This window comes from Pseudomonas sp. YL2 (genome assembly GCF_023063025.1).
GTDB classification, from domain to species: domain Bacteria; phylum Pseudomonadota; class Gammaproteobacteria; order Pseudomonadales; family Pseudomonadaceae; genus Aquipseudomonas; species Aquipseudomonas putida_A.
In genome coordinates this window covers 555,493-581,884 of sequence record NZ_JAJSLU010000001.1, presented here as the reverse complement: position 1 = coordinate 581,884, position 26,392 = coordinate 555,493, and the positions used below count along the sequence as shown (strand labels likewise).

The following is a 26,392-nucleotide window of genomic DNA, read 5'->3' as shown; positions in this document are numbered from 1 at the left end:
GGGGGGGGGGGGGCCTCCCCGGGGGGGGGGGGGCCCACTCCACCTCTGGGGGGGCCCACCCCCCCCCCTCCGCGGGAAGGCCCGCTCCCACCAAAAGCCTGTGCATTAACTCCAACCACAAGAGGTTCCATGCCCACTCGCCCGCCTCTCGACGCCATCACCGCCCGCTGGTTGCCGTGGGTCGTCGCCATTGCGTTCTTCATGCAGTCCCTCGACGGGACCATCCTCAACACCGCCCTGCCGGCCATGGCCCGGGATCTGGCCGAAGACCCGTTGCGCATGCAAGGTGTGGTCATCGCCTACATGCTCACCGTGGCCTTGCTGATTCCGGCCTCGGGCTGGATCGCCGACCGCTTCGGCACCAAGAAGATTTTCTTCGGCGCGATCCTGCTGTTCAGTTTCGGCTCGCTGCTCTGCGCCTTGTCCAGCAGCCTGAGCATGCTGGTCGGCGCGCGGGTGATCCAGGGTCTGGGCGGCGCATTGATGTTGCCGGTCGGACGGCTGGTGGTGCTGCGCGCCTATCCGCGTTCGGAGCTGGTGCGGATCATGGGTTTCATCACCATTCCCGGCCTGCTCGGCCCGCTGATCGGCCCGACCATGGGCGGCTGGATGGTGCAATACCTGACGTGGCACTGGATTTTCCTGATCAACCTGCCGGTCGGTGTTCTCGGCTGCTACGCGGTGTGGAAATTCATTCCCGACCTGCGCGGTACTGAACGCACGCGCTTCGATAGCCTCGGCTTCCTGCTGTTTGGCGCGGCGATGATCCTGATCACCATAGCCATGGAAGGTCTGGGCGAATTGCACTTGCCGCACCTGCGGGTGATGTTGCTGCTGTTCGGCGGTCTGGCCTGTCTGGCGGCGTACTGGCTGCGCGCCGGGCGTGTCGAGAATCCGCTGTTCGCCCCTTCGCTGTTCAAGACCAGGACTTTCGCGGTCGGAATTATCGGCAACCTGTTCGCCCGTCTGGGCAGCGGCGCCCTGCCGTTTCTGGTGCCATTGCTGCTACAGGTGGCGCTGGGTTATTCGCCATCGCAGGCAGGGATGAGCATGTTGCCGCTGGCTGCAGCGGCGATGTTTGCCAAGTGGATGGCGCGGCCGCTGATCGAACGCCTCGGCTATCGCATTGTGCTCACCGGCAACACTCTGGCGCTGGGGATCATGCTGGCGAGCATGGGCCTGGTCAGCGAGCAGACACCATACTGGCTGCTGTTGTGCCTGCTGGCGGTTCTCGGCGCGATCAACTCGCTGCAATTCACCGCGATGAACACCGTAACCCTGATCGACCTCGACGACGCCAGCGCCAGCAGCGGCAACAGCTTGCTGTCGGTGGTGGCGCAATTGTCGCTGAGTCTGGGCGTAGCCTGCGCCGGTGCATTGCTCGGCGGGTTTACGGCGGAGATCGGCAACGATGGCGTCGAGACCGTGCTGGGCGCGTTCCAGCTGACGTTTGTCACGGTCGGGATCATGGCGATGCTGGCGGCGACGATCTTCTCGCAACTGTCGAAAGAGGACGGTCGCCGGGTCAAACGCCCGGATGAACATCCGGATGAACACATTGAACACTGAACAAACAGTGAATGCTTTTGTGGCGAGGGAGCTTGCTCCCTCGCCACAGTTGAATCCCTTCCCATAGGTTTCAGGCACTGTTCGTCCAGAACTTTCGAGGAAAGTGGCACGGGGCTGCTACACTGCGCGACATTTTGTTTTGCAGGCCAGTCCCGTGACCACCATCGCCACCGCTTTTAATACTCTGCCGCTGTCCGCCGCCATGCTGGCTAACCTCGAATCCCTCGGTTATGCCCAGATGACGCCGATCCAGGCGCAGAGCTTGCCGGTGATCCTCAAGGGGATGGACCTGATCGCCCAGGCCAAGACCGGCAGCGGCAAGACCGCCGCGTTCGGCATCGGCCTGCTCAACCCGATCAACCCGCGTTACTTCGGTTGCCAGGCGCTGGTGATCTGCCCGACCCGTGAGCTGGCCGACCAGGTCGCCAAGGAAGTCCGCCGTCTGGCCCGCGCCGAAGACAACATCAAGGTCCTGACCCTGTGCGGCGGCGTGTCGTTCGGCCCGCAGATCGCTTCGCTGGAGCACGGCGCGCACATCATCGTCGGCACCCCGGGGCGTATCCAGCAACACCTGCGCAAGGGTTCGCTGGTGCTCGACGGCCTGAACACGCTGATCCTCGACGAAGCCGACCGCATGCTCGACATGGGCTTCTACGACGCCATCGAAGACATCATCGAAAAGACTCCGGCACGCCGCCAGACCCTGCTGTTCTCCGCCACGTACCCGGTGGGCATCAAGCAACTGGCGTCGAAATTCATGCGCGATCCGCAAACGGTGAAAGCCGAAGCGTTCCATGACGACACGCAGATCGAGCAGCGCTTTTACGAAATTTCTCCGGAAGAGCGCATGAGCGCAGTGACCAAAGTCCTGCACCACTTCCGCCCGGCTTCCTGCGTGGCGTTCTGCTTCACCAAGCAGCAAGTGCAGGAAACCGTTGACCACCTGACCTCCAAGGGCATTTCCGCCGTCGGCCTGCACGGCGATCTGGAACAGCGTGACCGCGATCAGGTACTGGCGATGTTCGCCAACCGCAGTACGTCGGTACTGGTCGCCACCGACGTCGCCGCCCGTGGTCTGGACATCGATGCGCTGGACATGGTGATCAACGTCGAGCTGGCCCGCGACTCGGAAATCCACATTCACCGCGTCGGCCGTACCGGTCGTGCCGGTGAGAAAGGCATTGCGGTCAGCCTCGTTGCGCCGTCCGAAGCGCATCGCGCGCAAGCCATCGAACAGCTGCAGAAAGCTCCGCTGAACTGGGATCAGGTAGACAATCTCAAGTCCCAGGGCGGCGCCCCGCTGCAGCCACCGATGAGCACGCTGTGCATCGCTGGCGGGCGCAAGGACAAGGTGCGTCCGGGCGACATCCTCGGCGCACTGACTGGCGATGCCGGCATCCCCGGCGCGCAGGTCGGCAAGATCGCGATCTTCGACTTCCAGTCGTATGTGGCGGTTGAACGCACCGTGGTCATGCAGGCACTGCAGCGCTTGAACAACGGCAAGATCAAAGGCCGTTCGCTGCGCGTGCGGGTCCTTTAAGAACAACGCACATCTCTGTGGGAGCGAGCCTGCTCGCGAATGCAATCTGTCAGTTGATATCTTTGTGACTGACACACTGCTATCGCGAGCAGGCTCGCTCCCACATTGGTTTCCGGTGAATTTGAATTTTGTGTGAGGACACCGTTTTGCGCTCTACCGAAGTCGTGATCATTGGCGCTGGCGCCGCAGGGTTGATGTGTGCACTGACCGCCGCCGGGCGTGGGCGTCAGGTGTTGCTGCTCGATCATGCGAACAAGGCCGGCAAGAAAATCCTGATGTCCGGTGGTGGCCGTTGCAACTTCACCAATATGTACACCGAGCCGGGCAATTTCCTTTCGCATAACCCGCATTTCTGCAAATCGGCACTGGCGCGCTACACCCAGTGGGATTTCATCGGGATGGTCGCCAAGCACGGCGTGCCGTATCACGAGAAGAAACTCGGTCAGCTGTTCTGCGATAACAAATCCAGCGACATCCTCGGCATGCTGCTCGACGAGTGCGATCAGGTCGGCGTCGAGCTGCACCTCGACACCTCGATCCAGACCATCGAAAAGGTCGAAAGCGGTTACCTGCTCGACACCACCCTCGGCCAGCTGCAGTGCCAATCGCTGGTGATCGCCACCGGCGGGCTGTCGATCCCGACGCTGGGCGCTACCGGCTTCGGTTATCAGGTCGCCAAGCAGTTTGGCCATGAACTGCTGCCGACTCGCGCCGGACTCGTGCCGTTCACCATCACCGATCAGCTCAAGGAATTGTGCACCGAGCTGTCCGGTACTTCGGTGGATTGCCTGGTCAGCTGCAACGACCAGAGCTTTCGCGAGAACATTCTGTTCACTCACCGTGGTCTCAGTGGCCCGGCGATTCTGCAGATCTCGTCGTTCTGGGAGCCGGGCGACACCGTGGAGATCAACCTGTTGCCGGATCACGACACTGCGGCATGGCTGCAACAGCAAGTGGCCGAACGCCCGAACAGTGAACTGAAAACATTGCTCGGCGAGATCTTCACCAAGAAGATGGCCAACCTGCTGGCGGACAACTGGTTCGTGTCCAAACCGATGAAGCAGTACACCCACGCCGAACTGGCGCAGATCGCCGACAAGCTCGGCAGCTGGAAAGTCGTCCCGGCTGGCACCGAAGGCTATCGCACCGCCGAGGTCACGCTGGGTGGCGTCGATACTCGCGAAGTGTCGTCCAAGACCATGGAGTCGCTGAAAAGCCCGGGGCTGTATTTTGTCGGCGAAGTGCTCGACGTCACCGGGCATCTGGGCGGTTTCAACTTCCAGTGGGCCTGGGCCTCGGGGTACGCTGCTGCGCAGTACGTCTGATCCAACACAAATCAAAAAACTGTGGGAGCGGGCTTGCTCGCGAATGCGCTGGATCAGTCGACATGCATGTTGAATGACACACCGCTTTCGGGAGCAAGCCCCCTCCCACAGTTGTTATGTGTGATGCAGTAAGGAACACTTTTTGCTGTCAGATGTGATCGGCGCCATTGCGTCGGCGTCATTACTGGCTCAATTTAGCGGCATCGCCTCGGAAGGCCTTCGCACTTCATGTCCTCGACCTCGTTTCGTCAGTCTTTGCGGCGCCTGTGGGCGCTGGATAAATTCAGCTACAGCGTGCGGGTGTTCATCGCCCTGACCGGCAGCATGGCGCTGTGCTGGTATCAGGATGAAATGGGCCTGCTGATCCCGTTGTTCCTCGGGATCATCGCCAGCGCCCTGGCCGAGACCGACGACAGTTGGCAGGGGCGCCTCAACGCCCTCGCCGTGACGCTGGTATGTTTCAGCATCGCCGCGCTGTCGGTGGAACTGCTCTTCCCCTACCCCATCGTGTTCGCCATCGCCCTGGCCTTGGCCAGCTTCGGCCTGACCATGCTCGGCGCACTCGGCGAGCGTTATGGCGCGATTGCCTCGGCGACCTTGATTCTGTCGGTCTACACCATGATCGGCGTGGATCAGCGCGGCGGCGCGGTCACCGATTTCTGGCACGAGCCGATGCTGCTGGTGGCCGGTGCCGCGTGGTACGGCCTGCTCTCGGTGCTGTGGCAAGCGATGTTTTCCAACCAGCCGGTGCAGCAGAGTCTGGCGCGGCTGTTCCGTGAACTGGGTTTCTACCTGAAGCTGAAAGCCTCGCTGTTCGAGCCGATCCGCCAACTGGATGTCGAAGGACGACGGTTGGAACTGGCGCAGCAAAACGGTCGCGTGGTCGCCGCGCTGAACAGTGCCAAGGAAATCATTCTGCACCGGGTCGGCAACGGTCGCCCGGGGTCGAAAGTCAGCCGTTATCTGAAGCTGTATTTCCTCGCCCAGGACATCCACGAGCGCGCCAGCTCTTCGCACTATCCGTACAACGCGCTGGCCGATGCGTTCTTCCACAGCGACGTGCTGTTCCGCTGCCAGCGTTTGTTGCGCCAGCAGGGCAAGGCCTGCCGCGCGCTGGCCGAATCGATCCAGATGCGCCAGCCGTTCGTCTACGACGCCAGTTTTGCCGAAGCGCTGACTGACCTCGACGCCTCCCTCGAACACCTGCGCATCCAGAGCAATCCGGCGTGGCGCGGCCTCCTGCGCTCGCTGCGTGCCCTGGCAGCCAACCTCGGCACCCTCGACCGTTTGCTCAGCGACGCGAGCAACCCGGATGCCTTGGCGGACGCCACCGACAGCAGCCTGCTCGATCGCTCGCCGCGCAACCTCAAGGACGTATGGATTCGCCTGCGCACGCAGCTGACACCGACGTCCTTGCTGTTCCGTCACGCCCTGCGCCTGCCGCTGGCGCTGAGTATCGGCTATGGCATGGTGCACCTGATTCACCCGTCGCAGGGTTACTGGATCATCCTCACCACCCTGTTCGTCTGCCAACCGAACTACGGCGCGACCCGGCGCAAGCTCGGTCAGCGGATTCTCGGCACCGCCATCGGCCTGACCGTGGCGTGGGCGCTGTTCGATCTGTTCCCCAGCCCGCTGGTGCAGTCGTGCTTCGCCATCGCCGCCGGGGTGGTGTTCTTTACCAACCGCACCACGCGCTACACCCTGGCGACCGCCGCCATCACCATCATGGTGCTGTTCTGCTTCAACCAGATCGGCGATGGCTACGGGCTGTTCCTGCCGCGCCTGTTCGATACCCTGCTCGGCAGCCTGATCGCCGGCCTGACGGTGTTCCTGTTCCTGCCGGACTGGCAGGGTCGACGCCTGAACAAGGTGCTGGCCAACACCCTGACCTGCAACAGCATCTACCTGCGCCAGATCATGCAGCAATACGCCGCCGGCAAGAGCGACGACCTCGCCTATCGCCTGGCCCGCCGCAACGCGCATAACGCCGATGCGGCGCTGTCGACAACGCTGGCGAACATGCTCATGGAGCCGGGGCATTTCCGTAAGGAAGCGGACGTCGGTTTCCGTTTTCTGGTGCTGTCGCACACCTTATTGAGTTACCTGTCAGGGCTTGGCGCACACAGGGAAACCCAATTGCCAGCCGATGTGCGTGAGCAGTTGATTGAAGGCGCCGGGGTGAAACTGGCGACGAGCATCGACGAAATCGCCCAGGGCCTGGCAAACAAACATCCGGTGGCGATTCAGAGTGACGAAGAGGAAGCGCTGGCCAATGAGCTGGAGCAGATGCCCGACGAGATCGATGAAGGACAGCGACTGGTGCAGACGCAACTGGCGCTGATCTGCCGGCAATTGGGGCCGCTGCGGACGTTGGCAGCGCACCTGATCAAAGACACCAGTGAGGTCAGCGGCGGCTGATCAGACGCCATCGCGAGCAGGCTCACTCCTACAAGGGAACGCATTTCAAACTGTAGGAGTGAGCCTGCTCGCGATAGGGCCATCAGCCACTTAACAAATTCTGGATCAGCTCTCACATCCCATGCTGGCGCAGCAACTTGTCATAACTGCCATCCGCCTTCATCGCCGCAATCGCCTTGTCAAACCCGGCCACAATCTGCTCATGCTGCGGATTCTTCAGGCTTACCAGAATATGCAGGCTGTTCTCGCTCAACGGCTTGGGCAGAAACTCCACGGCGTTGCGCACTTTGGCTGATTCGCGGGCCAGGTAATAGCGCGCGACGTATTCATCTTCCAGGGTCAGCTTGACCCGGTCCGCCGCCAGCATGCGCACGGCCATGGCGAAGTTATGCACAGGGACTTTCTCCAGTGCGGTATCGGCATCGAAGGCCTGCGAGTAGGCATAACCGCGCACCACCGCCACCGGGTAGGTGTGCAGTTGTTCCAGGCTGCCGTACTCCAGCGGCGTGTCCTTGCGCTTGAGAAAGCGGATGCGGTTGAGCAGGTATTCGCCAGAGAACTGGCCGATTTTGGTCCGTTCGTCGTTGTACCAGGCGTTGACCAGTACGTCGTATCGTCCTTCGCCCACCCCCAGCAGTGCCCGCGCCCACGGCACCTGCTCGTAGTCGCTGGCATAACCGGCCCGCGCCAGCGCGGTGCTGACAATGTCGGTGGCCAGACCACCGTTGACCAGCGTGTCGTCGGTAAAGGGCGGCCAGATATCAAACACCAGTCGCAACTTCTCCGCTGAGGCGGTTTGGGCCAGCAAGAGCAATCCGATCAAAGCAAAGGCTCGATGCAGTCGCGGCATGCTTGAAAATCCTTAGCGGGCGGGCTGCCCAGCGTGTTTTCAGTCAAAACCCCAAGGCCCCTTACCGGCGAAACCCAGGCCCTAACAGTAGCTCATTGAAGCCAGTGCACAGCGCTTTCCAGCAGATTACACAAAGCAGCCGCTATCGCGAGAAAGGAATGATGGCATTTTGACCTTTGTCACAGACTGTTCCGCCATACAGACATCCGGCGCCTGTGCCCTTAGTATCGGGCGACGGAGTTCAAGGAGTCGGAAGATGACAATCGAGTGGGTCTGCAAGCATCACAGTGATCTGGGCAAAGAAGAGTTGTACGCACTGCTGAAGCTACGCTCGGAAGTGTTCGTGGTCGAACAGAAATGCGCCTACCCGGACCTCGACGGCCAGGATCTGGACGGCGACACCCATCACCTCATGGGTTGGGAAGATGATCAGTTGATGGCCTATCTGCGCCTGCTTGATCCCGAATCCCAGGGCGGTGACGTGGTGATCGGCCGCGTGATCATTGCGCCGCAGGGCCGTGGCAAAGGGCTGGGGCATGTGATGATGGAACACGCGCTGAAACAGGCCGGGAAGCATTGGCCGCAGGTGCCGATCTATCTGTCGGCGCAGGCGCATTTGCAGGGGTATTACGGCAGGTACGGGTTTGTGGTGGCGGGTGAGGAGTATCTGGAGGATGACATTCCGCATATCGGCATGCGTCGTCCTTGAGGGCCCCTTCGCGAGCAAGCCCGCTCCCACATTTGATTGCATTCCATCTGAAGGAACTCGATCGACTGTGGGAGCGGGCTTGCTCGCGAAGGCGTCAGCTCAAACACTGCAAAACTCAGGGATACTCCAGCACAGTCTTGATCTGCCGCAGATTACGCTCGATCCACCCGCGATCGATCGCTCCCCACTCGCGAATCCGATAGCGCCCGGCATGGTTGCGCGCGCCCTCTTCCTGCTCGAATTCACAGACGATATCCAGATCCGCCAGCGCGGCGATCGTGTCCTGCGCCGTGCGCCGGGGCATGCCGGTCACTTCGGTCAGCGCCGGGACGCTTGGGGCCAGGCCGCTGTCGATCAGGTAGGCCACGTACAGGCGCCGGTAAAAACTGCTTTTGGTCTTGCTGACGTCCATCTACCCGCTCCTTGTTGCGGCTATTGCAGGTCCCGCCACGTCAGGTATACCCGCAGATCGAACTCGACCTGGTGATACCCCGGCAGCATGTGTTCACACAACTTATAGAAGGCCTTGTTGTGATCCGATTCCTTGAAGTGCGCCAGTTCATGCACGACGATCATCTTCAGGAACTCGGGCGCCGCCTCCTTGAACAACGAGGCGATGCGAATCTCTTTCTTGGCCTTGAGCTTGCCGCCCTGCACCCTTGAGACCGTGGTGTGCAGGCCCAGCGCACGGTGCGTCAGGTCGAGGCGGTTGTCGAACAGCACCTTGTCGATGGCCGGTGCGTTGCGCAGGTATTCCTGCTTCAGGTCCAGCGCGTAGCTGTACAGCGCCTTGTCGCTCTGCACATCGTGACGCCCCGGATAGCGTTGGCTCAGGTAGTCACCCAGACGCTGTTCGGCGATCAGTTGGCGCACCTGATCCTGCAGTTGTGCGGGATAGGCCTGGAGGTATTTCAACGCAGTCATGGGCACGGCAATACGGTTCGAAAAGAGCGCCAGTGTAACGAATTCAAACCGGCAGCGCGCTCCAGTCGAAGGGCTCGGCGAAGCTGGCGGCGTCTTCGGAGGTCAGCGGACGCGCCACCAGGAAACCCTGCACGTATTCGCAGCCATGCGCTTGCAGCCATTGATACTGTTCGATGGTTTCCACGCCTTCGGCGATCACCAGCAAGCCGTACTGTTTGCACAGATTGATCACGTTGCTGACCAGCGCCGCGTCGCGCGTCGAATCCGGCAGCCGCGCAATCAGGTGTCGATCAAGCTTGAGCGTATCCAACTCCAGATCACGCAGATGCGCCAGCGAACATGGCCCCGAACCAAAATCATCCAAAGCCACCCGCACCCCGAGATTGCGCAGCAGGCGCAGCTGTTTGCGGGTCTCGTCGGGGTTGTGCATCAGCGCGTCTTCGGTGATTTCCACCTCCAGTTGCCGTGGCTGCAGCGAGTGCCGCTCCAGCACCTGACGCAATTCGGTGACCAGGTTCGGCAGACCGAACTGGGTGTTGCTCAAACTCACACCGAGCACCAGGTCTTCGGCAAACAGGGTTTCCCAGGCTTTGCGCTGGCCGGCGCCGCGATGATAAATCCAGCTGCCGAGCCGACTGATCAGCCGTGCCTCTTCCAGCAACGGCAGGAACAGCCCCGGCGGCACATCGCCAACGCTCGGATGCTGCCAGCGCAGCAGCGCCTCGAAACCGCGGATCTGCCCGCTGTCGATCGCCACCTGCGGCTGATACACCAGATTGAAGTCACGGTTCTCGATTGCGTTGCGCACGCTCTCTTCAAGCATCAGCCGCGAGCGGGCGCGGCCGTTCATTTCGTGATCGTAAAAACGATACTGCTGACGCCCGGCGCGCTTGGCTTCGTACATGGCAATGTCGGAGGCGCGCAGCAGGCCGTCGAGGTTCGAGCCGCAGTCCGGGTAAGTGGCGATGCCGATACTCGCGCCGAGGGCAATATCCAATCCCTCGATCTGCTGACAGATCGACACCCGCTCGATGAGTTTCTCGGCAATCTTCGCCGCCTGCTCGGGGAACTCCAGATCGAGCAATGCCGTGAACTCGTCACCGCCCATGCGCGCGAGAATATCGAACGGCCGCAGACAGGCCTTCAACTGCTCGGAGACCCAGCGCAGCACCCGGTCGCCGGCATCGTGGCCAAGGGAATCGTTGACCCGTTTAAAGCCATCGAGATCCAGATACAGCAGCACCCAACTGCTGTCGCTGCGTTCACCGCGCAGCAGCAGGTTTTCCACCGTCTGATAAAAGCCCCGGCGATTGAGCAGACCGGTCAACGGATCGGTGACCGCTTGAAATTCCAGCTGCTGATGCAGGTGACGCACCACTGACATGTCCAGCACCGTCACCACCATCGCCCGCTGCTCGGCCGGCAACGGCGCGCAGGACAACGCCACCGGCACCTGCTGCCCCGGCGCCGTGCGTAACAACGCATCGTGCAGACGCAAGGTCTCCCCGCGTTTATAGCCGGCCAACAGCTCGGAATCAGCCCACAACGGGATGTGCGGTTTCTGCAGATAATCGAGAAATTCCTTGCCCTCCAGCTCCTTCACCGGTGCATTCAGCAGCCGCGAAATCGCCGGGTTGGCGAAGCGGATCAAGCCGTCCTCGCCGAGCACCAATATTCCTTCCGCCGCGTTATCCAGCACCGAGGCATTGAAGGCCCGCGCGACCTCCAGATCATGACTCAGGCGCTGCAAGGCGCGGCGGTTGCGCTGGTGTTCGAGCAATGCCTGGACTTTTGGCTTGAGGATCTGCGGATCGAACGGCTTGAACAGGTAATCCACCGCGCCACTGGCATAGCCCTTGATCACCGCGTCCTGGGACTGTTCGTTGGCGGTAAGGAAAATGATCGGCGTGAGACGTGTGCGCTGGCTGCCGCGCATCAGCCGCGCGACTTCAAAACCGTCCATGCCTGGCATCTGCACGTCCAGCAGCACCAGATCGACGTCGTGTTCGAGCAGCAGATTGAGTGCCTCGAAGCCGGAGGCGGCGGTCATGACGTGCCAATCCTGACGCTGCAGCAACGCGCGCATGCTGATCAGGTTTTCAGGGTAATCATCAACGATCAAAAGGACAGAGCTGCCTTCACCTGGCTGGGGTTGCGCGCATTCCATGCTGCTTCTCTTGTCGGGACATCTCTTGTCGGACTATCGGCCGGTTCTTGGGAAAACCGTACAGTTACTGAGCCATCACTCTAGTCGCGGATCTGTGAAAGCAGAAGCTGTCACGCCGCCATCATTGAGCCAAAGCTGCGACTTACCGACTAACGGTCACCCCTGCAGCCCCCGAAAACCGGCACAGATGGCATTTCGACAGGATGTTGACGCCAATCATCTGCCAAACGGGCGTTAACAAAAAACTCCTCTACGCTTATAACTGCCGCCCGAAAAGGCGCGGGCTAGAGCTTCTGGCACTCGCGTTCAGGATGAATTGAGTGGAAGAACCGACATGATCGATCTCGCAACCTGGAACCTCAGCGTTCCCGTCGGCAGTCCGCCGTACACCGTCGAAACCTCCAAACTGGTGAATGGCTTCAAGGATCAGTACTTCCATTCCGATACCGGCACGCTGTTTTTCTGGTCACCGGTGACCGGGTCAAAAACCGAAAACGCCATCTACCCGCGCACCGAACTGCGCGAAACCTTCAGCAACGGTACCCTGCGCAACTGGTATTACCCGGACGCCGACAACACCCTGCGCGCAACCCTCGCGGTGAACAAGGTGCCCAGCTCCGGCAAAATCGTCATCGGCCAGATCCACGCGTATGAAAGCCAGAAACCGATGGTCAAGCTTGAATATCAGTACAAGACCAAGACCGAAACCGGCAACCTCGTCATCAAAGTGCGCATGCACCCCGATGATGACGAAAGCCGCGTCATCACCCTCGCCACCGGTATCAAGCTGGATCGCGAATTCAACTACCTGATCCACCTCAGCCCCGGCGGTGCACTGGGCGTGAGCGCAGCGGGTTATCAGTGGGATTCACAAATCAGCGCGACGTGGCGCAACAAGCCGCTGTACTTCAAGGCCGGGGTGTATGTGCAGGACAACACCGGGTATACCAGTGAGGGTGGGCAGGTGACGTTTACCAAGCTGGATATTGATCACAACAAGTGATATCGGCGGCCTCAAGACCTACCCAAAATCCTGTGGGAGCGGGCTTGCTCGCGAATACGGTGGGTCAGCAACATTAATGTTGAATGACGGTCCGCATTCGCGAGCAAGCCCGCTCCCACAGGGGATCAACTACGTGATGAGAGCAAAGGGGTATCTAGTCTTGAAACGGTTTAAACCTATTTCAGGACTAGACACCTGGTTCTCCTTTCCCGCCCTTTCCTACGAAACAGAAGTAGGGAAATTTATAAAAAACTTACCATCCGAAACTGCGAACCCCTTATTCCCTGGCTCCTCATGAAACCTAAACTCTCCTTTAACAACTCCAGAGCTATTTTTTTCCAGTACGAATAATCCAGATTTAGGCCTCCATGCAGGGGCATATCGCGCATCGCATACAAAATCAATTACATTGGGGAAATCGGGATAATAGTGATATGTACCTGGAACAAGATTCTTGGAGAATAAAAACCAAATATCTTCAGAATAATGTTCAGTATGGCTACTTGAATGCACATAAACGTTGTCAGAGTAATCTCCATAAAGATGGGTAGATTTATACTCAGCTTTATCTTCGCCACTTTCGCCATCCTTGCCATACAAGATACAGCTGACCTCGCCACTGAGCTCATGCTTTTTAAATTTCTCACGGACATCAATGCTTGACATATCAATCTCTCCATTACATAGAAGGAACAAAATCAGGAAAGGAAGGGATAAATATATTTATCGTTACTTCCTCTCTGATTGCATTGAGACGATAGGCTGCAATGAATTTTAAATCACCTGTCAGAAATGACAGCTCTTTATACGATTTCGAAATAAGCAAAACAACTTATGCAGTCGTTAACGAAATTTATTTTTTCCTCAAAAATAACTATGCATTCGACCACATCTCGTGCGGGGAAAATGTCACACATATCGGGCTTATCGAGAGAAAATTTAAAAATCTTTTTTAACGACATTTTTAGCCGCCAGCCGTTAACTTGTTCACAATGAAAAACTCACACAAAAAAACCCGCCACTCGGCGGGTTTTTCATTTACGCGATCAAACGCCCAGGCTTAGTTCACCTTGGCGTTCAACTCACCCTTCAGATAACGCTGGAACATCGCTTCCAACGAAATCGGCTTGATCTTCGAAGCATTACCGGCAGTACCGAACGCTTCATAACGAGCGATACACACATCACGCATCGCCGTCACGGTCACACCGAAGAATTTACATGGGTCGAATTCGCTCGGGTTGGTGGCCATCAGGCGACGCATTGCGCCAGTGGATGCCAGGCGCAGGTCGGTGTCGATGTTGACCTTGCGCACGCCGTACTTGATGTCTTCGACGATTTCTTCAACCGGTACGCCGTAGGTTTCTTTAATGTCGCCGTCGATTGGTGGATGAGCGCTTGGCTATTCAGATAGCAACCAAAGGGAACCGTGCCCCACCCGGTGGGGGCGACAAATAACCCACATGGATAAAATGTCCCGTATACGCTACATTCAACGACAAATGTAGCGGTAATAGAACATGGATCACACCTTGTTAATCAGCCGACTAGGCACCCAGATTCGCGAAAGACGCCTGAGCCGCGGCCTGACGCAAGCACAGCTTGCCGAACTTGCGAGCCTGACGCGCAACAAAGTCATCGCCGTAGAGAAAGGCACCCTGTCCGTCGGGATCGTCGCCTATGCGCGAGTGTTAGGTGCTCTGGATTGTGAACTCGCTGTCATTCCAGCAGCAATGCCGACACTTGAAGAGCTAGGGGACTTGTTTGAATGAAAATGACCTCGCTCAAAGTGAGTACACCTGAAGGGGCTAGCGGCAGGCTTTTCAGCGATACCGGGAACTACACCTTCCGTTATCACGAAGATGCGTTACCCGAGATGGCCATCAGCTTGTCGATGCCAGTCAGGCATGAAGAATTCCGACGGCTCGAGCTTCACCCTGTTTTTCAGATGAACCTGCCAGAAGGCTACGTGCTGGAACAACTACGTAATCGCTTGGCCAAGACTGTGAATGTCGACCCGATGTTGTTGCTGGCACTGACCGGCAGCACCTCGCCCATTGGCCGGGTTCAGGTACGATCTGAAACAGTAGACGCCCTGCTGGAGGAGCAACAATTTCCGGGCGAAAAACTTGAAGAAATCCTGACTTGGGATGGCACCGAAGATATCTTCGCTGACATGCTTGACCGCTACATCCTGCGAGCGGGGATTTCTGGCGTTCAACCCAAGGTATTGGTGCCTGAACGACAAGAAACCGCCCAGCCACGAGTAACATCGAAGACCTCGGATCTGATCATCAAAAGTGGCCGCGACGAATTTCCCGGCCTGGCGATCAACGAGTTCATTTGCATGTCCATTGCCAAAGAAGCTGGCATTCCCGTTCCACCGTTTTACCTTTCCGATAATGCCCAGCTGTTTGTCATGCGTCGCTTTGACCGCGACGATCAGCTCAACCCGCTCGGGTTTGAAGACATGGCGGTATTGATGGGGTTATCGGCAAGCCAGAAGTACAGCAAGAGTTATGCAGCTATCGCCAAGGCGATTCGTCTGTTCTGCCCGGCAAAAAATCTGCGCAGCTCTCTTGATCAGCTCTTCGATAGCGTCGCCCTAAGTTGCATTGTCGGGAATGGCGACGCTCATTTGAAAAACTTCGGCTTGCTCTATTCCGACCCGACAAAACGTGATGCGCACCTCTCTCCGGCGTACGACATCGTCAACACCACCGCCTATATCCCGGAAGATGTTCTAGCGCTGGATCTGGTCGGAAACAAGTCAATGTTTGCCTCACGGCAAGGACTCCTGGAGTTCGCACACACCTGTGAGATCGAGCGGCCGAGGGAGCGCATTCAGAACTTGCTCAACGCAGTAGAAACAGTACTTAAGCGCTACTCCCAGTATCGGGAGCAAGCAGCTCATGTGATTACTGCCATTGAGCAGTCAGCAGCACCATTTTCCCGAACCTTTGGATAGAGGGATTACGCAAAAAATCATCGACCACAAAAAACCCGCCTCTCGGCGGGTTTCTCATAAAAGCAGCTCAACGCCCGGACTTAGTTCACCTTGGCGTTCAACTCACCCTTCAGATAACGCTGGAACATCGCTTCCAACGAGATCGGCTTGATCTTCGAAGCATTACCGGCAGTACCGAACGCTTCATAACGAGCGATACACACATCACGCATCGCCGTCACGGTTGCGCCGAAGAATTTACGTGGGTCGAATTCGCTCGGATTGGTGGCCATCAGGCGACGCATTGCGCCGGTGGATGCCAGGCGCAGGTCGGTGTCGATGTTGACCTTGCGCACGCCGTACTTGATGCCTTCGACGATTTCTTCAACCGGTACGCCGTAGGTTTCTTTGATGTCGCCGCCGTACTGGTTGATGATCGCCAGCCACTCTTGTGGCACCGACGAGGAACCGTGCATCACCAGGTGGGTGTTCGGGATGCGCTTGTGGATTTCCTTGATGCGGTCGATCGCCAGTACGTCACCGGTAGGTGGCTTGGTGAACTTGTAGGCGCCGTGGCTGGTGCCGATGGCGATGGCCAAGGCATCGACCTGGGTCTTCTTGACGAAGTCAGCGGCTTCTTCCGGGTCGGTCAGCATCTGGCTGTGATCCAGAACGCCTTCAGCGCCGATGCCGTCTTCTTCACCGGCCATACCGGTTTCCAGCGAACCCAGGCAGCCCAGCTCGCCTTCTACCGAAACGCCGCAGGCGTGAGCCATGGCGACGGTTTGTTGGGTAACGCGGACGTTGTATTCGTAGTCGGTCGGAGTCTTGCCGTCTTCGCCCAGGGAGCCGTCCATCATCACCGAGCTGAAGCCCAGCTGGATGGAGCGCTGGCAGACGTCAGGGCTGGTGCCGTGGTCCTGGTGCATGCACACCGGGATGTGCGGGAATTCTTCGATCGCGGCCAGGATCAGGTGACGCAGGAATGGCGCGCCGGCGTATTTGCGAGCGCCGGCCGAAGCCTGGACGATCACCGGGGAGTCAGTCTTGTCAGCGGCTTCCATGATGGCGCGCATCTGCTCAAGGTTGTTGACGTTGAAGGCTGGAACGCCGTAGCCGAACTCGGCTGCGTGGTCCAGCATCTGGCGCATGCTGATAAGTGCCATTGTGTGTGTCTCTCCCGGTTGAGGGTCGTTAATCGTGCCAGCCTGCCGGAGCGGCGGCGGCTATTCAAGTGATTGCAGATCGGGGGTCGAAGCCCGGTCTGGTGATTCGGTGTTACCAAAATCTTGTGAACAACAGAGAACCCTGTGGGAGCGGCGGTGCGACGATTCGACTTGCTCGCGAATGCGGATTTACATTCAACATTGATGCAAGCTGATCCACCGCCTTCGCGAGCAAGCCCGCTCCCACATTTTGGATCTATGTGAATCAATTCAATCGTCTTACTCGGCCTTGCAGCCGCGGCCAATCAGGTCATTGGTGGCGACCCAGTACACCAGGCCTTCGTCACCCTTGACGTGAAACGCCAGCATGCCGTCGCTGTACAGCACGCCCGAGGCGCCCGGCTCTTCTTTCAGGCGATAGACCTGATCACCGCCACCCAGCCGAACATCGACTTCCTTCTGGCCGGCATTGGCGTAGCGCCATAGCACTTTGGCCTGGCTGTCGCAGGTCCAGGTGGTCCAGCTGTCCGCAGGTGCAGACGACTGAAACAGGTTCAACTGCGCGCAACCGCCCAACAATGCCAACGCCGCAATGGCGATCAAGCCTTTCATCCGTGTTCCTCGACTGACAGCCAACGCCGCCAGCCCTGAGTTAAGAGTCAGACCGGTCAAGGACAACCATGTTCCTTGGCCGGGGTTTGCGTCTCGTATTTGTCCAGACCGTCCGGCCCCGAGCGCTTGTTCAGCACCGGGTTGGTTTCGGCCTGCCAGTCGGCCTGGTAGCAGCCTTTCTGTGCCGCATCCGGCGCAGGTGTCGCCTCGGCCTTCGGGTTACTCCCGCAGGCCGCCAGCGTACCGGTCAGCAACAACAGCGCTAACGACTTGACCATCTGAACACTCCTTTGCCTGGCCAAACGGGCGGCCTCAGGCCTTGGCCCGACTTTCCAGGACTTCAACGGCCGGCAGCACCTTGCCTTCGACGAATTCGAGGAACGCGCCGCCACCGGTGGAAATGTAGGAGATTTGCTCGGCCACGCCATATTTATCGATGGCCGCCAGGGTGTCGCCACCGCCGGCAATGGAGAACGCGGCGCTGTCAGCGATGGCCTGGGCCAGCACCTTGGTGCCGTTGCCGAACTGGTCGAATTCAAACACGCCGACCGGGCCGTTCCACAGAATGGTTTTCGACGATTTCAGCAGTTCGGCGAAGTTGGCCGCGGTTTGCGGGCCGATGTCCAGAATCATGTCGTCAGCGGCAACGTCAGCAATCAGCTTGACGGTGGCTTCGGCGCTTTCAGCGAATTCCTTGGCAACCACCACGTCCACCGGCAGCGGCACACTGACCTTGGCGGCGATGGCACGCGCGGTGTCCAGCAGGTCCGGCTCGTACAGCGACTTGCCGACCGGGTGACCGGCGGCAGCCAGGAAAGTGTTGGCGATGCCGCCACCGACGATCAGTTGATCGCAGATCTGGCTCAGGCTGTTGAGTACGTCGAGTTTGGTCGACACCTTGGAGCCGGCAACGATCGCAGCCATTGGCTTGGCCGGTGCGCCCAGCGCCTTGCCCAGTGCGTCCAGCTCAGCGGCCAGCAACGGGCCGGCAGCGGCGACTTTGGCGAACTTGGCCACGCCGTGGGTCGAACCCTCTGCGCGGTGCGCGGTGCCGAAGGCGTCCATCACGAACACGTCGCACAGGGCGGCGTATTGCTGGGCCAGCTCGTCAGCGTTCTTTTTCTCGCCCTTGTTGAAGCGCACGTTTTCGAACAGCACGATGTCGCCGGCCTTGACGTCAACGCCGCCCAGGTAATCGGCCACCAGCGGCACGTCGCGGCCCAGGGCCTTGCTCAGGTAGTCAGCGACTGGCTTGAGGCTGTTCTCGGCGGAGAACTCGCCTTCGGTCGGACGGCCCAGGTGTGAGCACACCATCACCGCCGCACCTTTTTCCAGGGCCAGCTTGATGGTCGGCAGCGAAGCCAGGATACGCGCATCGCTGGTGACAACACCGTCCTTGACTGGGACGTTGAGGTCTTCGCGAATCAATACGCGCTTACCTTGCAGATCGAGGTCGGACATCTTCAACACGGTCATGGGTCGCACTTCCTGAGTAGCTGTTCTTAGAGAGCAGGTTTTTTTGAAATCGCTGTTTGCAGATAGTGGTCTGCAACGTCCAGCATTCGGTTGGCAAAACCCCATTCGTTGTCGAACCAGGCCAGGATGTTCACCAGTTTGGGGCCGGAAACACGGGTCTGACTGGCATCGACGATGGCCGAATGTGGGTCATGGTTGAAATCACAGCTGGCGTGCGGCAACTCGGTGTAGGCCAACAGGCCTTTGAGTGGGCCGCTGGTGGCGGCTTCGCGCAGGATCCGGTTGACCTCGTTGGCATCGGTCGCGGTGGCGGTCTGCATCGTGATGTCGAGGCAGGACACGTTGACCGTCGGCACGCGTACGGCTTTGGCCTGAATTCGCCCGGCAAGTTCCGGCAGCAGGCGCTCGATGCCACGTGCCAGACCAGTGGACACCGGGATCACCGACTGGAACGCCGAACGGGTGCGGCGCAGGTCTTCGTGGTGATAGGCGTCGATCACCGGCTGATCGTTCATCGCCGAGTGAATCGTGGTGATCGACACGTAATCCAGGCCGATCGCCTTGTCCAGCAGACGCAACAGCGGCACGCCGCAGTTGGTGGTGCAGGAGGCGTTGGACACCAGCAGTTCATCGCCGGTCAGGCAATCCTGATTGACGCCGAAGACGATGGTGGCGTCGACATCCGCCTCGCTGGCCATCGGTTGCGAGAACAGCACGCGTGGCGCGCCGGCGTCGAGGAAACGCTGGCCGTCTTCACGGGTGTGGTAAGCGCCGGAGCACTCCAGCACCAGGTCGACGCCCAGCGCCGCCCAGTCAATGCCTTCGGGGGTGGCACTGCGCAGGACCTTCACGCAGTCGCCATTAATATGCAGACAATCGCCGTCTACTCGCACTTCGCCGGGAAAGCGGCCGTGGGTGGAGTCGAAGCGTGTCAGGTATTCGATGCTGGCCATGTCCGCCAGATCGTTGATCGCGACAATTTCAAACCCGGCCTTCTCGCCACGCTCGAACAACGCACGCAAAACGCAACGACCAATCCGGCCGTAGCCGTTGAGTGCAACTTTGTAGGGACGCGGGTGAGGCATGGGGTTCTCGATTACCGTTTGATTCCGTTATTGCAGTGGTGTCTGAACCAACGATTTCGCGAGCAAGCCCGCTCCCACATTGGATCAGGGTTGAGAACACTGTTTGTGTCACACAACAAATCCCCCAGTGGGAGCGGGCTTGCTCGCGAAGGCGTCAGTCCAGACGACGCAACTTCTGGATCAGTCTTCCAGCAGCTCTTCAGCCTGACCCAGGATGTTGTCCAGGGTGAAGCCGAACTCTTCGAACAGTGCCGAAGCCGGAGCCGATTCGCCGTAGGTGGTCATGCCGATCACGCGACCTTCCAGACCCACATACTTGAACCAGAAGTCGGCGTGAGCCGCTTCGATCGCGATACGTGCGCTGACCTGCAACGGCAGAACCGATTGCTTGTAGCCGGCGTCCTGCGCATCGAACACGCTGGTGCACGGCATGGAAACCACGCGCACCTTGCGGCCCTGCCCGGTCAGTTTGTCGAAGGCCTGAACGGCCAGACCGACTTCCGAACCGGTCGCAATCAGGATCAGCTCAGGCTCGCCTGCGCAGTCCTTCAACACGTAACCACCGCGGCTGATGTCGGCGATCTGGCCGGCATCGCGTTCCTGGTGCTGCAGGTTCTGACGCGAGAAGATCAGCGCCGAAGGGCCGTCCTTACGCTCCAGCGCATTTTTCCAGGCCACTGCCGATTCAACGGCATCGGCTGGACGCCAGGTGTCGAGGTTCGGCGTGGTGCGCAGGCTGGTCAGTTGCTCGATCGGCTGGTGCGTCGGGCCGTCTTCGCCCAGACCGATGGAGTCGTGGGTGTAGACGTGGATCACACGCTTCTTCATCAGCGCCGACATGCGTACCGCGTTGCGCGCATATTCCATGAACATCAGGAAGGTCGCGCCGTAAGGCACCAGGCCGCCGTGCAGGGACACGCCGTTCATGATCGCGGTCATGCCGAATTCGCGCACGCCGTAGTACATGTAGTTGCCGCTGGCGTCTTCAGCGCTGACGCCTTTGCAACCTTTCCACAGGGTCAGGTTGGAACCGGCCAGGTCAGCCGAACCGCCGAGCAGTTCCGGCAGCAGCGGGCCGAACGCGTTCAGGGTGTTCTGGCTGGCTTTACGGCTGGCGATGGTTTCGCCTTTGGCCGCCACTTCAGCGATGTAGGCCGAGGCTTTTTCCGCGAAGTCAGCCGGCAGTTCGCCGCTCAGACGACGGATCAGCTCGTTGGCTTCGGTCGGGAACGCCGCGGAGTAGGCAGCGAAACGCTGATCCCACTCGGCTTCGGCAGCGCGACCTTTTTCCTTGGCATCCCACTCGGCATAAATGTCTGCAGGGATTTCGAACGGGCCGTAGTTCCAGTTCAGCGCCTGACGGGTCAGAGCGATTTCCGCGTCACCCAGTGGGGCGCCGTGGCAGTCTTCCTTGCCCTGCTTGTTCGGCGAACCGAAACCGATGGTGGTCTTGCAGCAGATCAGGGTCGGCAGCGGGCTCTTGCGCGCGGTTTCGATGGCGGTCTTGATCTCTTCCGGATCGTGACCGTCGACGTTGCGGATCACCTGCCAGTTGTAGGATTCGAAACGCTTCGGGGTGTCATCGGTGAACCAGCCTTCGACTTCACCGTCGATGGAGATGCCGTTGTCATCGTAGAAGGCGATCAGCTTGCTCAGGCCCAGCGTACCGGCCAGGGAAGCGACTTCGTGGGAAATGCCTTCCATCATGCAGCCATCACCGAGGAACACGTAGGTGTGGTGATCAACGATGTTGTGGCCAGGACGGTTGAACTGCGCGCCCAGGACTTTTTCCGCCAGGGCGAAACCGACGGCGTTGGCCAGCCCCTGACCCAGCGGGCCGGTGGTGGTCTCGACGCCCGGGGTATAACCGAATTCCGGGTGACCCGGGGTGCGGCTGTGCAGTTGACGGAACTGCTTGAGGTCGTCGATCGACAGGTCGTAACCGGTCAGGTGCAGCAGCGAGTAGATCAACATCGAGCCGTGGCCGTTGGACAGCACGAAGCGGTCACGGTCGGCGAACGACGGGTTGCTCGGGTTGTGCTTGAGGTAGTCGCGCCAAAGTACTTCGGCGATATCTGCCATACCCATAGGGGCACCGGGATGGCCGCTGTTGGCTTTTTGCACGGCATCCATGCTGAGGGCACGAATGGCGTTGGCACGCTCACGACGGCTAGGCATCGCTGATCTCCTGGGTGTGAATAGATTGAAACGGAAAAAAGGAGGGCATTTTCCCTCACCGGAGCGCCTCGGGGCAATGACAGATAGTCATCCGAGGGCGTTTTTCCCGTGCTGGACGGCGGTTTCGTCTGGTGAAACCTTTCCGCTGTTCGTTTGTAGAGTTAACCAGCCAGTGAGAAGTGCCATCTATCGAGCAATATCAAAACTTTTTGATATTGCCCTTGCAGCGATATCCCACCGTCACTAGACTGCTGCCCCATGAACTTACGCGTGCCTTCCATTCGCCATGACGATTGCGACGAGCTGGCGGCCCTGTGCAAGGCCGGTGGCGATCCGCTGCGTCTGAATGTATTGCGCGCGCTGGCCAACGACTCGTTCGGCGTACTGGAGCTGGCGCAGATTTTCGGTATCGGTCAGTCCGGCATGAGCCACCACCTCAAGGTGCTGGCCCAGGCCGACCTGGTGGCGACACGCCGCGAAGGCAACGCGATTTTCTATCGCCGCGCCCTGCCCCACACCGAATTGCTGGGCGGCAAGTTGCACGCCGCATTGTTAGAAGAAGTCGACAATCTGGCGCTGCCGGAGGACGTGCAGGCACGCATCGCTCAGGTCCACGGACAACGTGAAGCCGCCAGTCAGGACTTCTTCACCCGGGTTGCGGAGAAATTCCGCGCCCAGCAAGACTTGATCGCAGGCCTGCCGCAGTACCGTGACAGTGTGCTGGCCCTGCTCGACAAACTGAACTTCAATGGTGCTGCCACGGCCATTGAAGTCGGCCCCGGCGATGGTGCTTTCCTGCCGGAACTGGCCCGCCGCTTCGGCACTGTAACCGCGCTGGACAACAGCCCGGCGATGCTCGAACTGGCGCGTCAGGTATGTGAACGTGAACGGCTGGCTAACGTCAGCCTGCAATTGGCCGATGCATTGAATGGCACCAGCCTTCAGGCCGATTGCGTGGTACTGAACATGGTGTTGCACCATTTCGCCGCGCCGGCCGAAGCGCTCAAGCACATGGCCGGCCTGCTGCAACCGGGCGGTAGCCTGCTCGTGACAGAGTTATGTAGCCACAACCAGAGTTGGGCCAGGGAGGCCTGCGGTGATCTGTGGTTGGGGTTTGAACAGGACGATTTGGCCCGTTGGGCCACCGCTGCGGGACTCGTTCCCGGGGACAGCCTCTATGTAGGCTTACGTAATGGTTTCCAGATCCAGGTTCGCCACTTTCAGCGACCGGCTGGCGACACTCACCATCGGTAAATTCAGGAAAACATCGAGATGAGCGAATACTCCCTCTTCACCTCCGAGTCCGTGTCTGAAGGACATCCGGACAAAATCGCCGACCAGATTTCCGATGCGGTGCTGGACGCCATTATCGCCCAGGACAAACACGCACGCGTTGCCGTGGAAACCCTGGTCAAGACTGGCGTTGCCATCGTGGCCGGTGAAGTGACCACCAGCGCCTGGGTTGACCTGGAGCAGATCGTTCGTGACGTGATCTGCGACATCGGCTACACCAGTTCCGAAGTCGGCTTCGACGGCGCGACCTGCGGCGTGATGAACATCATCGGCAAGCAGTCCCCTGACATCAACCAGGGTGTTGACCGTGCCAAGCCTGAAGATCAGGGCGCTGGCGACCAGGGCCTGATGTTCGGCTACGCCAGCAACGAAACCGACGTGCTGATGCCAGCGCCGATCACCTTCTCGCACCAGCTGGTGCAGCGCCAGGCCGAAGCCCGCAAATCGGGTCTGCTGCCGTGGCTGCGTCCGGACGCCAAATCGCAAGTGACTTGCCGTTACGAAGGCGGCAAGGTGGTCGGTATCGACGCCGTTGTTCTGTCGACCCAGCACAACCCTGAAGTGTCCTACAAAGACCTGCGCGAAGGCGTGATGGAGCTGATCGTCAAGCACGTGCTGCCTGCAGAACTGCTGAGCAAAGACACCCAGTTCCACATCAACCCGACCGGCCAGTTCATCATTGGCGGCCCGGTAGGTGACTGCGGTCTGACCGGTCGCAAGATCATCGTCGACAGCTACGGCGGCATGGCCCGTCACGGCGGTGGCGCGTTCTCCGGTAAAGATCCATCGAAGGTTGACCGTTCGGCTGCCTACGCTGGCCGTTATGTTGCCAAGAACATCGTCGCCGCCGGCCTGGCCGAGCGTTGCGAGATTCAGGTGTCCTACGCCATCGGTGTCGCTCAGCCGACTTCGATCTCGCTGAACACCTTCGGTACCGGCAAGATCAGCGATGACAAGATCATCAAACTGGTGCGTGAAGTGTTCGACCTGCGTCCATACGCAATCACCACCATGCTGGATCTGCTGCACCCGATGTACCAGGAAACTGCAGCCTACGGCCACTTCGGTCGTGCTCCGCAGACCAAGACGGTTGGCGAAGACACCTTCTCCACCTTCACCTGGGAAAAAACCGACCGCGCCGACGCTCTGCGTTCCGCTGCTGGTCTGTAAGCCCTCCCCGGCTGCAAAAAAAGCCCCGCACGGTTCGCGTCGTGCGGGGCTTTTTCATGCCTGAGATACCCTTCCAATATCTATAAAGAACCCTGTGGGAGCGGGCTTGCCCGCGAAGAGGCCGGCCCATGCGCCCCCTGTATGGGCACGGAAACACGATGCAAAACACCCACCCGGTGCCTCTCTGAATCCTCGCCTAGCCTTAAAGCATTCCCCCCGAGCAAGGACGCTCAAAATGCTTGCCACGCTGCGCCTGTTTTCAGTTCTTTTGCTGAGCTTCACCCCTCTGATCGCCCATGCAGCCTGCCCAGACTGGCCATTCGGCAAAGCGCAAGTTGAAATCTCGGCTCTGCAACAGCAGATCGACCAATGGGACGACGCCTATCACCGCGAAGGCCGCTCGCTGATTGCCGACGAACTCTACGATCAATCGCGCCTGCGCCTCATCGAGTGGCGCCAGTGCTTCCAGCAGCCCCCAGCGCCCGAACCGTTGCGCAGCGCGTCTGGCTCCGTCGCGCATCCAATCGCCCACACCGGTCTGGACAAGCTTCACCAAGCCGCCGCCGTTCAAGCATGGTTAAAGGATCGGCAGGATGTCTGGGTACAACCCAAGGTCGATGGTGTAGCGGTCACGCTGATTTACCGTCGCGGCCTGTTGCAGCAGGCGATCAGTCGCGGCGACGGGATCAGCGGTCAGGACTGGACAGCGTCGGCGCAAAAGATCGCTGCCATTCCGCAACAACTGACCCAACCGCTGGACCTGCTGGTGCAGGGCGAGCTCTATTGGCGCCTGAATCAGCATGTGCAAGCCAGCGCCGGCAGCGTCAACGCCCGCGCCACCGTTGCCGGGCTGATGAGCCGTAAAATCTTGAGCGCAGAACAGGCGTCCGGGATCGGTTTGTTCGTCTGGGACTGGCCGCAGGGCCCGGCGAATCTGCCTGAAAGAATATCGACGCTAGCGACGCTGGGCTTCGCCACGACAGCGCCATTCAGTCAGGTCATCGCCAACCTTGAAGAGGCGCAGCAGTGGCGTGAGCACTGGTATCGATCGCCCCTGCCCTTCGCCACCGACGGCATTGTCTTGCGCCAGAGCCAGCGCCCACCGGCTGAGCGCTGGCAGGCGAGCGCGCCCTACTGGGCCGTCGCCTGGAAATACCCGTTTTCCCGAGCGCTGGCCGAGGTGCGCAAAGTGAATTTCAAAGTCGGCCGCAGCGGACGCATCACCCCGGTATTGGAGTTGTCGCCGGTGATGCTCGATGACCGCGAGATCAGACGCGTCAGTGCCGGTTCACTCAAGCGCTGGCAGGCGCTGGATATCCGCCCCGGCGATCAAGTGGCAATCAGCCTGGCCGGGTTGACGATTCCACGACTCGACAGTGTGGTGTTGCGCACCACCGAACGGGCCGCCCTCGACATTCCCGACACGGGCGATTTCCACGCCCTGAGCTGCTGGCAACCGACACCCGGTTGCGAAAGCCAGTTTCTCGCGCGCCTGACCTGGCTCAGTGGCAAGCAGGGGCTGGCGCTGCAGAATGTCGGGCGCGGCACCTGGGAGAAACTTCTGGAAACAGGCCGCCTGAACAACCTGCTGGATTGGTTGACCCTCGACGAGCCAGAGCTTGCTAACATTGCCGGCTTCGGCGATCGCAGCAGCACACGTCTGATCAACAGTTTTCACAGCGCCCGCCAACGGCCGTTCACCCAGTGGCTCAAAGCATTGGGTTTACCGCCGACGGGGCAGGCACAACTGGCCGACTCGTGGCAGGCGCTGGCACAACGCGACACCGAACAATGGCAGGCAGAAGCCGGAATCGGCCCGGGCCGCGCGGCGCAATTGAGCGCATTCTTCCGCGACCCGCAGGTGCTGGCCCTGAGTGACACATTACGCGCCGCCGGAATCGACGGTTTCTGATCACGCAATCCCCCGGCAGCCGGGAACCCAAGGGCCGTCAGACGC

Annotated in this window: 22 protein-coding genes and 1 pseudogene; 11 read left to right on the top strand and 12 right to left on the bottom strand. The window is 59.7% G+C overall.

The features are described from left to right. Positions 1–129: 129 nt before the first annotated feature. The 4 genes from mdtD to yccS all read left to right on the top strand — a co-directional run bounded on the left by mdtD (position 130) and on the right by yccS (position 6,855). A complete protein-coding gene (mdtD, locus tag LVD08_RS02690; protein ID WP_047596520.1) occupies positions 130–1,569 on the top strand; it encodes a multidrug transporter subunit MdtD in 1,440 nt (479 codons plus the stop codon). Between the two features lie 154 nt (positions 1,570–1,723). Beyond that, positions 1,724–3,109 carry an ATP-dependent RNA helicase DbpA gene (gene dbpA / locus LVD08_RS02685; protein WP_007962660.1) on the top strand — a complete coding sequence of 462 codons (1,386 nt, stop codon included), beginning with the start codon at positions 1,724–1,726 and terminating at the stop codon, positions 3,107–3,109. 146 nt (positions 3,110–3,255) lie between these two features. Beyond that, on the top strand, positions 3,256–4,434 hold the full coding sequence (locus tag LVD08_RS02680) for an NAD(P)/FAD-dependent oxidoreductase (RefSeq protein ID WP_247267321.1): 1,179 nt from the start codon (positions 3,256–3,258) through the stop codon (positions 4,432–4,434). A 228-nt stretch (positions 4,435–4,662) separates the two neighbouring features. Next, complete coding sequence (yccS, locus tag LVD08_RS02675) at positions 4,663–6,855, top strand: YccS family putative transporter (protein ID WP_247267320.1); 2,193 nt, start codon at positions 4,663–4,665, stop codon at positions 6,853–6,855. A 112-nt stretch (positions 6,856–6,967) separates the two neighbouring features. Here the strand turns inward: yccS and LVD08_RS02670 are convergent, their stop codons facing one another. After that, positions 6,968–7,705: a substrate-binding periplasmic protein gene (locus LVD08_RS02670; protein WP_027610632.1), complete on the bottom strand. Its 738-nt coding sequence runs from the start codon at positions 7,703–7,705 to the stop codon at positions 6,968–6,970. Between the two features lie 256 nt (positions 7,706–7,961). Here LVD08_RS02670 and LVD08_RS02665 point away from each other — a divergent pair, with 256 nt between their 5' ends. Beyond that, positions 7,962–8,414: a GNAT family N-acetyltransferase gene (locus LVD08_RS02665; protein WP_225136621.1), complete on the top strand. Its 453-nt coding sequence runs from the start codon at positions 7,962–7,964 to the stop codon at positions 8,412–8,414. A 115-nt stretch (positions 8,415–8,529) separates the two neighbouring features. Here LVD08_RS02665 and LVD08_RS02660 read toward each other — a convergent pair whose 3' ends face one another. The 3 genes from LVD08_RS02660 to LVD08_RS02650 are packed head-to-tail and all read right to left on the bottom strand — an operon-like array spanning position 8,530 to position 11,505. Next, positions 8,530–8,826 carry a winged helix-turn-helix domain-containing protein gene (locus LVD08_RS02660; RefSeq protein ID WP_096795726.1) on the bottom strand — a complete coding sequence of 99 codons (297 nt, stop codon included), beginning with the start codon at positions 8,824–8,826 and terminating at the stop codon, positions 8,530–8,532. Positions 8,827–8,846: 20 nt separating this feature from the next. Then, a complete protein-coding gene (locus LVD08_RS02655) occupies positions 8,847–9,338 on the bottom strand; it encodes a M48 metallopeptidase family protein (RefSeq protein ID WP_003229006.1) in 492 nt (163 codons plus the stop codon). 43 nt (positions 9,339–9,381) lie between these two features. Then, on the bottom strand, positions 9,382–11,505 hold the full coding sequence (locus tag LVD08_RS02650; RefSeq protein WP_097089028.1) for a putative bifunctional diguanylate cyclase/phosphodiesterase: 2,124 nt from the start codon (positions 11,503–11,505) through the stop codon (positions 9,382–9,384). A gap of 334 nt (positions 11,506–11,839) precedes the next feature. Here LVD08_RS02650 and LVD08_RS02645 point away from each other — a divergent pair, with 334 nt between their 5' ends. Next, positions 11,840–12,508: a polysaccharide lyase family 7 protein gene (locus LVD08_RS02645; RefSeq protein WP_027610627.1), complete on the top strand. Its 669-nt coding sequence runs from the start codon at positions 11,840–11,842 to the stop codon at positions 12,506–12,508. A gap of 219 nt (positions 12,509–12,727) precedes the next feature. Here LVD08_RS02645 and LVD08_RS02640 read toward each other — a convergent pair whose 3' ends face one another. Both LVD08_RS02640 and LVD08_RS02635 read right to left on the bottom strand, forming a co-directional pair. Then, positions 12,728–13,174: a hypothetical protein gene (locus tag LVD08_RS02640; RefSeq protein WP_247267319.1), complete on the bottom strand. Its 447-nt coding sequence runs from the start codon at positions 13,172–13,174 to the stop codon at positions 12,728–12,730. Between the two features lie 394 nt (positions 13,175–13,568). Further along, positions 13,569–13,886: pseudogene (locus tag LVD08_RS02635) on the bottom strand (class II fructose-bisphosphate aldolase); the annotation flags it as partial. Between the two features lie 142 nt (positions 13,887–14,028). Between LVD08_RS02635 and LVD08_RS02630 the strand changes: the two are divergent. Further along, entirely contained in the window at positions 14,029–14,280 is a 252-nt protein-coding gene (locus LVD08_RS02630; RefSeq protein WP_247267318.1) for a helix-turn-helix transcriptional regulator, read from the top strand. Next, positions 14,277–15,476, top strand: coding sequence for a type II toxin-antitoxin system HipA family toxin (locus LVD08_RS02625; RefSeq protein ID WP_247267317.1), 1,200 nt, complete (start codon positions 14,277–14,279; stop codon positions 15,474–15,476). The genes LVD08_RS02630 and LVD08_RS02625 overlap by 4 nt, the downstream gene beginning before the upstream one ends. An 80-nt stretch (positions 15,477–15,556) precedes the next feature. Here LVD08_RS02625 and fba read toward each other — a convergent pair whose 3' ends face one another. The 6 genes from fba to tkt all read right to left on the bottom strand — a co-directional run bounded on the left by fba (position 15,557) and on the right by tkt (position 21,972). Then, positions 15,557–16,621 carry a class II fructose-bisphosphate aldolase gene (gene fba / locus LVD08_RS02620; RefSeq protein ID WP_003229012.1) on the bottom strand — a complete coding sequence of 355 codons (1,065 nt, stop codon included), beginning with the start codon at positions 16,619–16,621 and terminating at the stop codon, positions 15,557–15,559. Between the two features lie 279 nt (positions 16,622–16,900). Continuing rightward, complete coding sequence (locus tag LVD08_RS02615) at positions 16,901–17,233, bottom strand: MliC family protein (protein ID WP_098966020.1); 333 nt, start codon at positions 17,231–17,233, stop codon at positions 16,901–16,903. 56 nt (positions 17,234–17,289) lie between these two features. Next, a complete protein-coding gene (locus LVD08_RS02610) occupies positions 17,290–17,511 on the bottom strand; it encodes a hypothetical protein (protein WP_007961876.1) in 222 nt (73 codons plus the stop codon). 34 nt (positions 17,512–17,545) lie between these two features. Further along, positions 17,546–18,709, bottom strand: a complete 1,164-nt coding sequence (locus tag LVD08_RS02605; protein ID WP_027610625.1) for a phosphoglycerate kinase — start codon at positions 18,707–18,709, stop codon at positions 17,546–17,548. 26 nt (positions 18,710–18,735) lie between these two features. Beyond that, entirely contained in the window at positions 18,736–19,794 is a 1,059-nt protein-coding gene (epd, locus tag LVD08_RS02600) for an erythrose-4-phosphate dehydrogenase (RefSeq protein WP_247267316.1), read from the bottom strand. 180 nt (positions 19,795–19,974) lie between these two features. Next, positions 19,975–21,972 (bottom strand): transketolase, encoded by a 1,998-nt coding sequence (gene tkt / locus LVD08_RS02595; RefSeq protein ID WP_247267315.1) that lies wholly within the window; start codon positions 21,970–21,972, stop codon positions 19,975–19,977. A gap of 258 nt (positions 21,973–22,230) precedes the next feature. On the opposite strand from tkt, the gene LVD08_RS02590 reads away from it, so the two are divergent. From LVD08_RS02590 to ligB, 3 genes are all read left to right on the top strand, one after another. Beyond that, positions 22,231–23,226 (top strand): ArsR/SmtB family transcription factor, encoded by a 996-nt coding sequence (locus LVD08_RS02590; protein ID WP_247267314.1) that lies wholly within the window; start codon positions 22,231–22,233, stop codon positions 23,224–23,226. A gap of 18 nt (positions 23,227–23,244) precedes the next feature. Continuing rightward, positions 23,245–24,435 carry a methionine adenosyltransferase gene (gene metK / locus LVD08_RS02585; RefSeq protein WP_027610621.1) on the top strand — a complete coding sequence of 397 codons (1,191 nt, stop codon included), beginning with the start codon at positions 23,245–23,247 and terminating at the stop codon, positions 24,433–24,435. A gap of 235 nt (positions 24,436–24,670) precedes the next feature. Then, positions 24,671–26,347, top strand: a complete 1,677-nt coding sequence (ligB, locus tag LVD08_RS02580; protein WP_247267313.1) for an NAD-dependent DNA ligase LigB — start codon at positions 24,671–24,673, stop codon at positions 26,345–26,347. Positions 26,348–26,392 lie beyond the last annotated feature (45 nt).

What these genes read in the sequence shown, in the direction of transcription:
- LVD08_RS02665 (WP_225136621.1), top strand. Translation starts at nt 7,962, where the DNA reads ATGACAATCGAGTGGGTCTGCAAGCATCACAGTGATCTGGGCAAAGAA.
- LVD08_RS02660 (WP_096795726.1), bottom strand. Translation starts at nt 8,826, where the DNA reads ATGGACGTCAGCAAGACCAAAAGCAGTTTTTACCGGCGCCTGTACGTG.
- LVD08_RS02590 (WP_247267314.1), top strand. Translation starts at nt 22,231, where the DNA reads ATGAACTTACGCGTGCCTTCCATTCGCCATGACGATTGCGACGAGCTG.
- LVD08_RS02655 (WP_003229006.1), bottom strand. Translation starts at nt 9,338, where the DNA reads ATGACTGCGTTGAAATACCTCCAGGCCTATCCCGCACAACTGCAGGAT.
- LVD08_RS02605 (WP_027610625.1), bottom strand. Translation starts at nt 18,709, where the DNA reads ATGACCGTGTTGAAGATGTCCGACCTCGATCTGCAAGGTAAGCGCGTA.
- LVD08_RS02610 (WP_007961876.1), bottom strand. Translation starts at nt 17,511, where the DNA reads ATGGTCAAGTCGTTAGCGCTGTTGTTGCTGACCGGTACGCTGGCGGCC.
- fba (WP_003229012.1), bottom strand. Translation starts at nt 16,621, where the DNA reads ATGGCACTTATCAGCATGCGCCAGATGCTGGACCACGCAGCCGAGTTC.
- yccS (WP_247267320.1), top strand. Translation starts at nt 4,663, where the DNA reads ATGTCCTCGACCTCGTTTCGTCAGTCTTTGCGGCGCCTGTGGGCGCTG.
- LVD08_RS02650 (WP_097089028.1), bottom strand. Translation starts at nt 11,505, where the DNA reads ATGGAATGCGCGCAACCCCAGCCAGGTGAAGGCAGCTCTGTCCTTTTG.
- mdtD (WP_047596520.1), top strand. Translation starts at nt 130, where the DNA reads ATGCCCACTCGCCCGCCTCTCGACGCCATCACCGCCCGCTGGTTGCCG.
- epd (WP_247267316.1), bottom strand. Translation starts at nt 19,794, where the DNA reads ATGCCTCACCCGCGTCCCTACAAAGTTGCACTCAACGGCTACGGCCGG.
- ligB (WP_247267313.1), top strand. Translation starts at nt 24,671, where the DNA reads ATGCTTGCCACGCTGCGCCTGTTTTCAGTTCTTTTGCTGAGCTTCACC.
- tkt (WP_247267315.1), bottom strand. Translation starts at nt 21,972, where the DNA reads ATGCCTAGCCGTCGTGAGCGTGCCAACGCCATTCGTGCCCTCAGCATG.
- LVD08_RS02630 (WP_247267318.1), top strand. Translation starts at nt 14,029, where the DNA reads ATGGATCACACCTTGTTAATCAGCCGACTAGGCACCCAGATTCGCGAA.
- LVD08_RS02645 (WP_027610627.1), top strand. Translation starts at nt 11,840, where the DNA reads ATGATCGATCTCGCAACCTGGAACCTCAGCGTTCCCGTCGGCAGTCCG.
- LVD08_RS02615 (WP_098966020.1), bottom strand. Translation starts at nt 17,233, where the DNA reads ATGAAAGGCTTGATCGCCATTGCGGCGTTGGCATTGTTGGGCGGTTGC.
- LVD08_RS02670 (WP_027610632.1), bottom strand. Translation starts at nt 7,705, where the DNA reads ATGCCGCGACTGCATCGAGCCTTTGCTTTGATCGGATTGCTCTTGCTG.
- LVD08_RS02640 (WP_247267319.1), bottom strand. Translation starts at nt 13,174, where the DNA reads ATGTCAAGCATTGATGTCCGTGAGAAATTTAAAAAGCATGAGCTCAGT.
- LVD08_RS02625 (WP_247267317.1), top strand. Translation starts at nt 14,277, where the DNA reads ATGAAAATGACCTCGCTCAAAGTGAGTACACCTGAAGGGGCTAGCGGC.
- metK (WP_027610621.1), top strand. Translation starts at nt 23,245, where the DNA reads ATGAGCGAATACTCCCTCTTCACCTCCGAGTCCGTGTCTGAAGGACAT.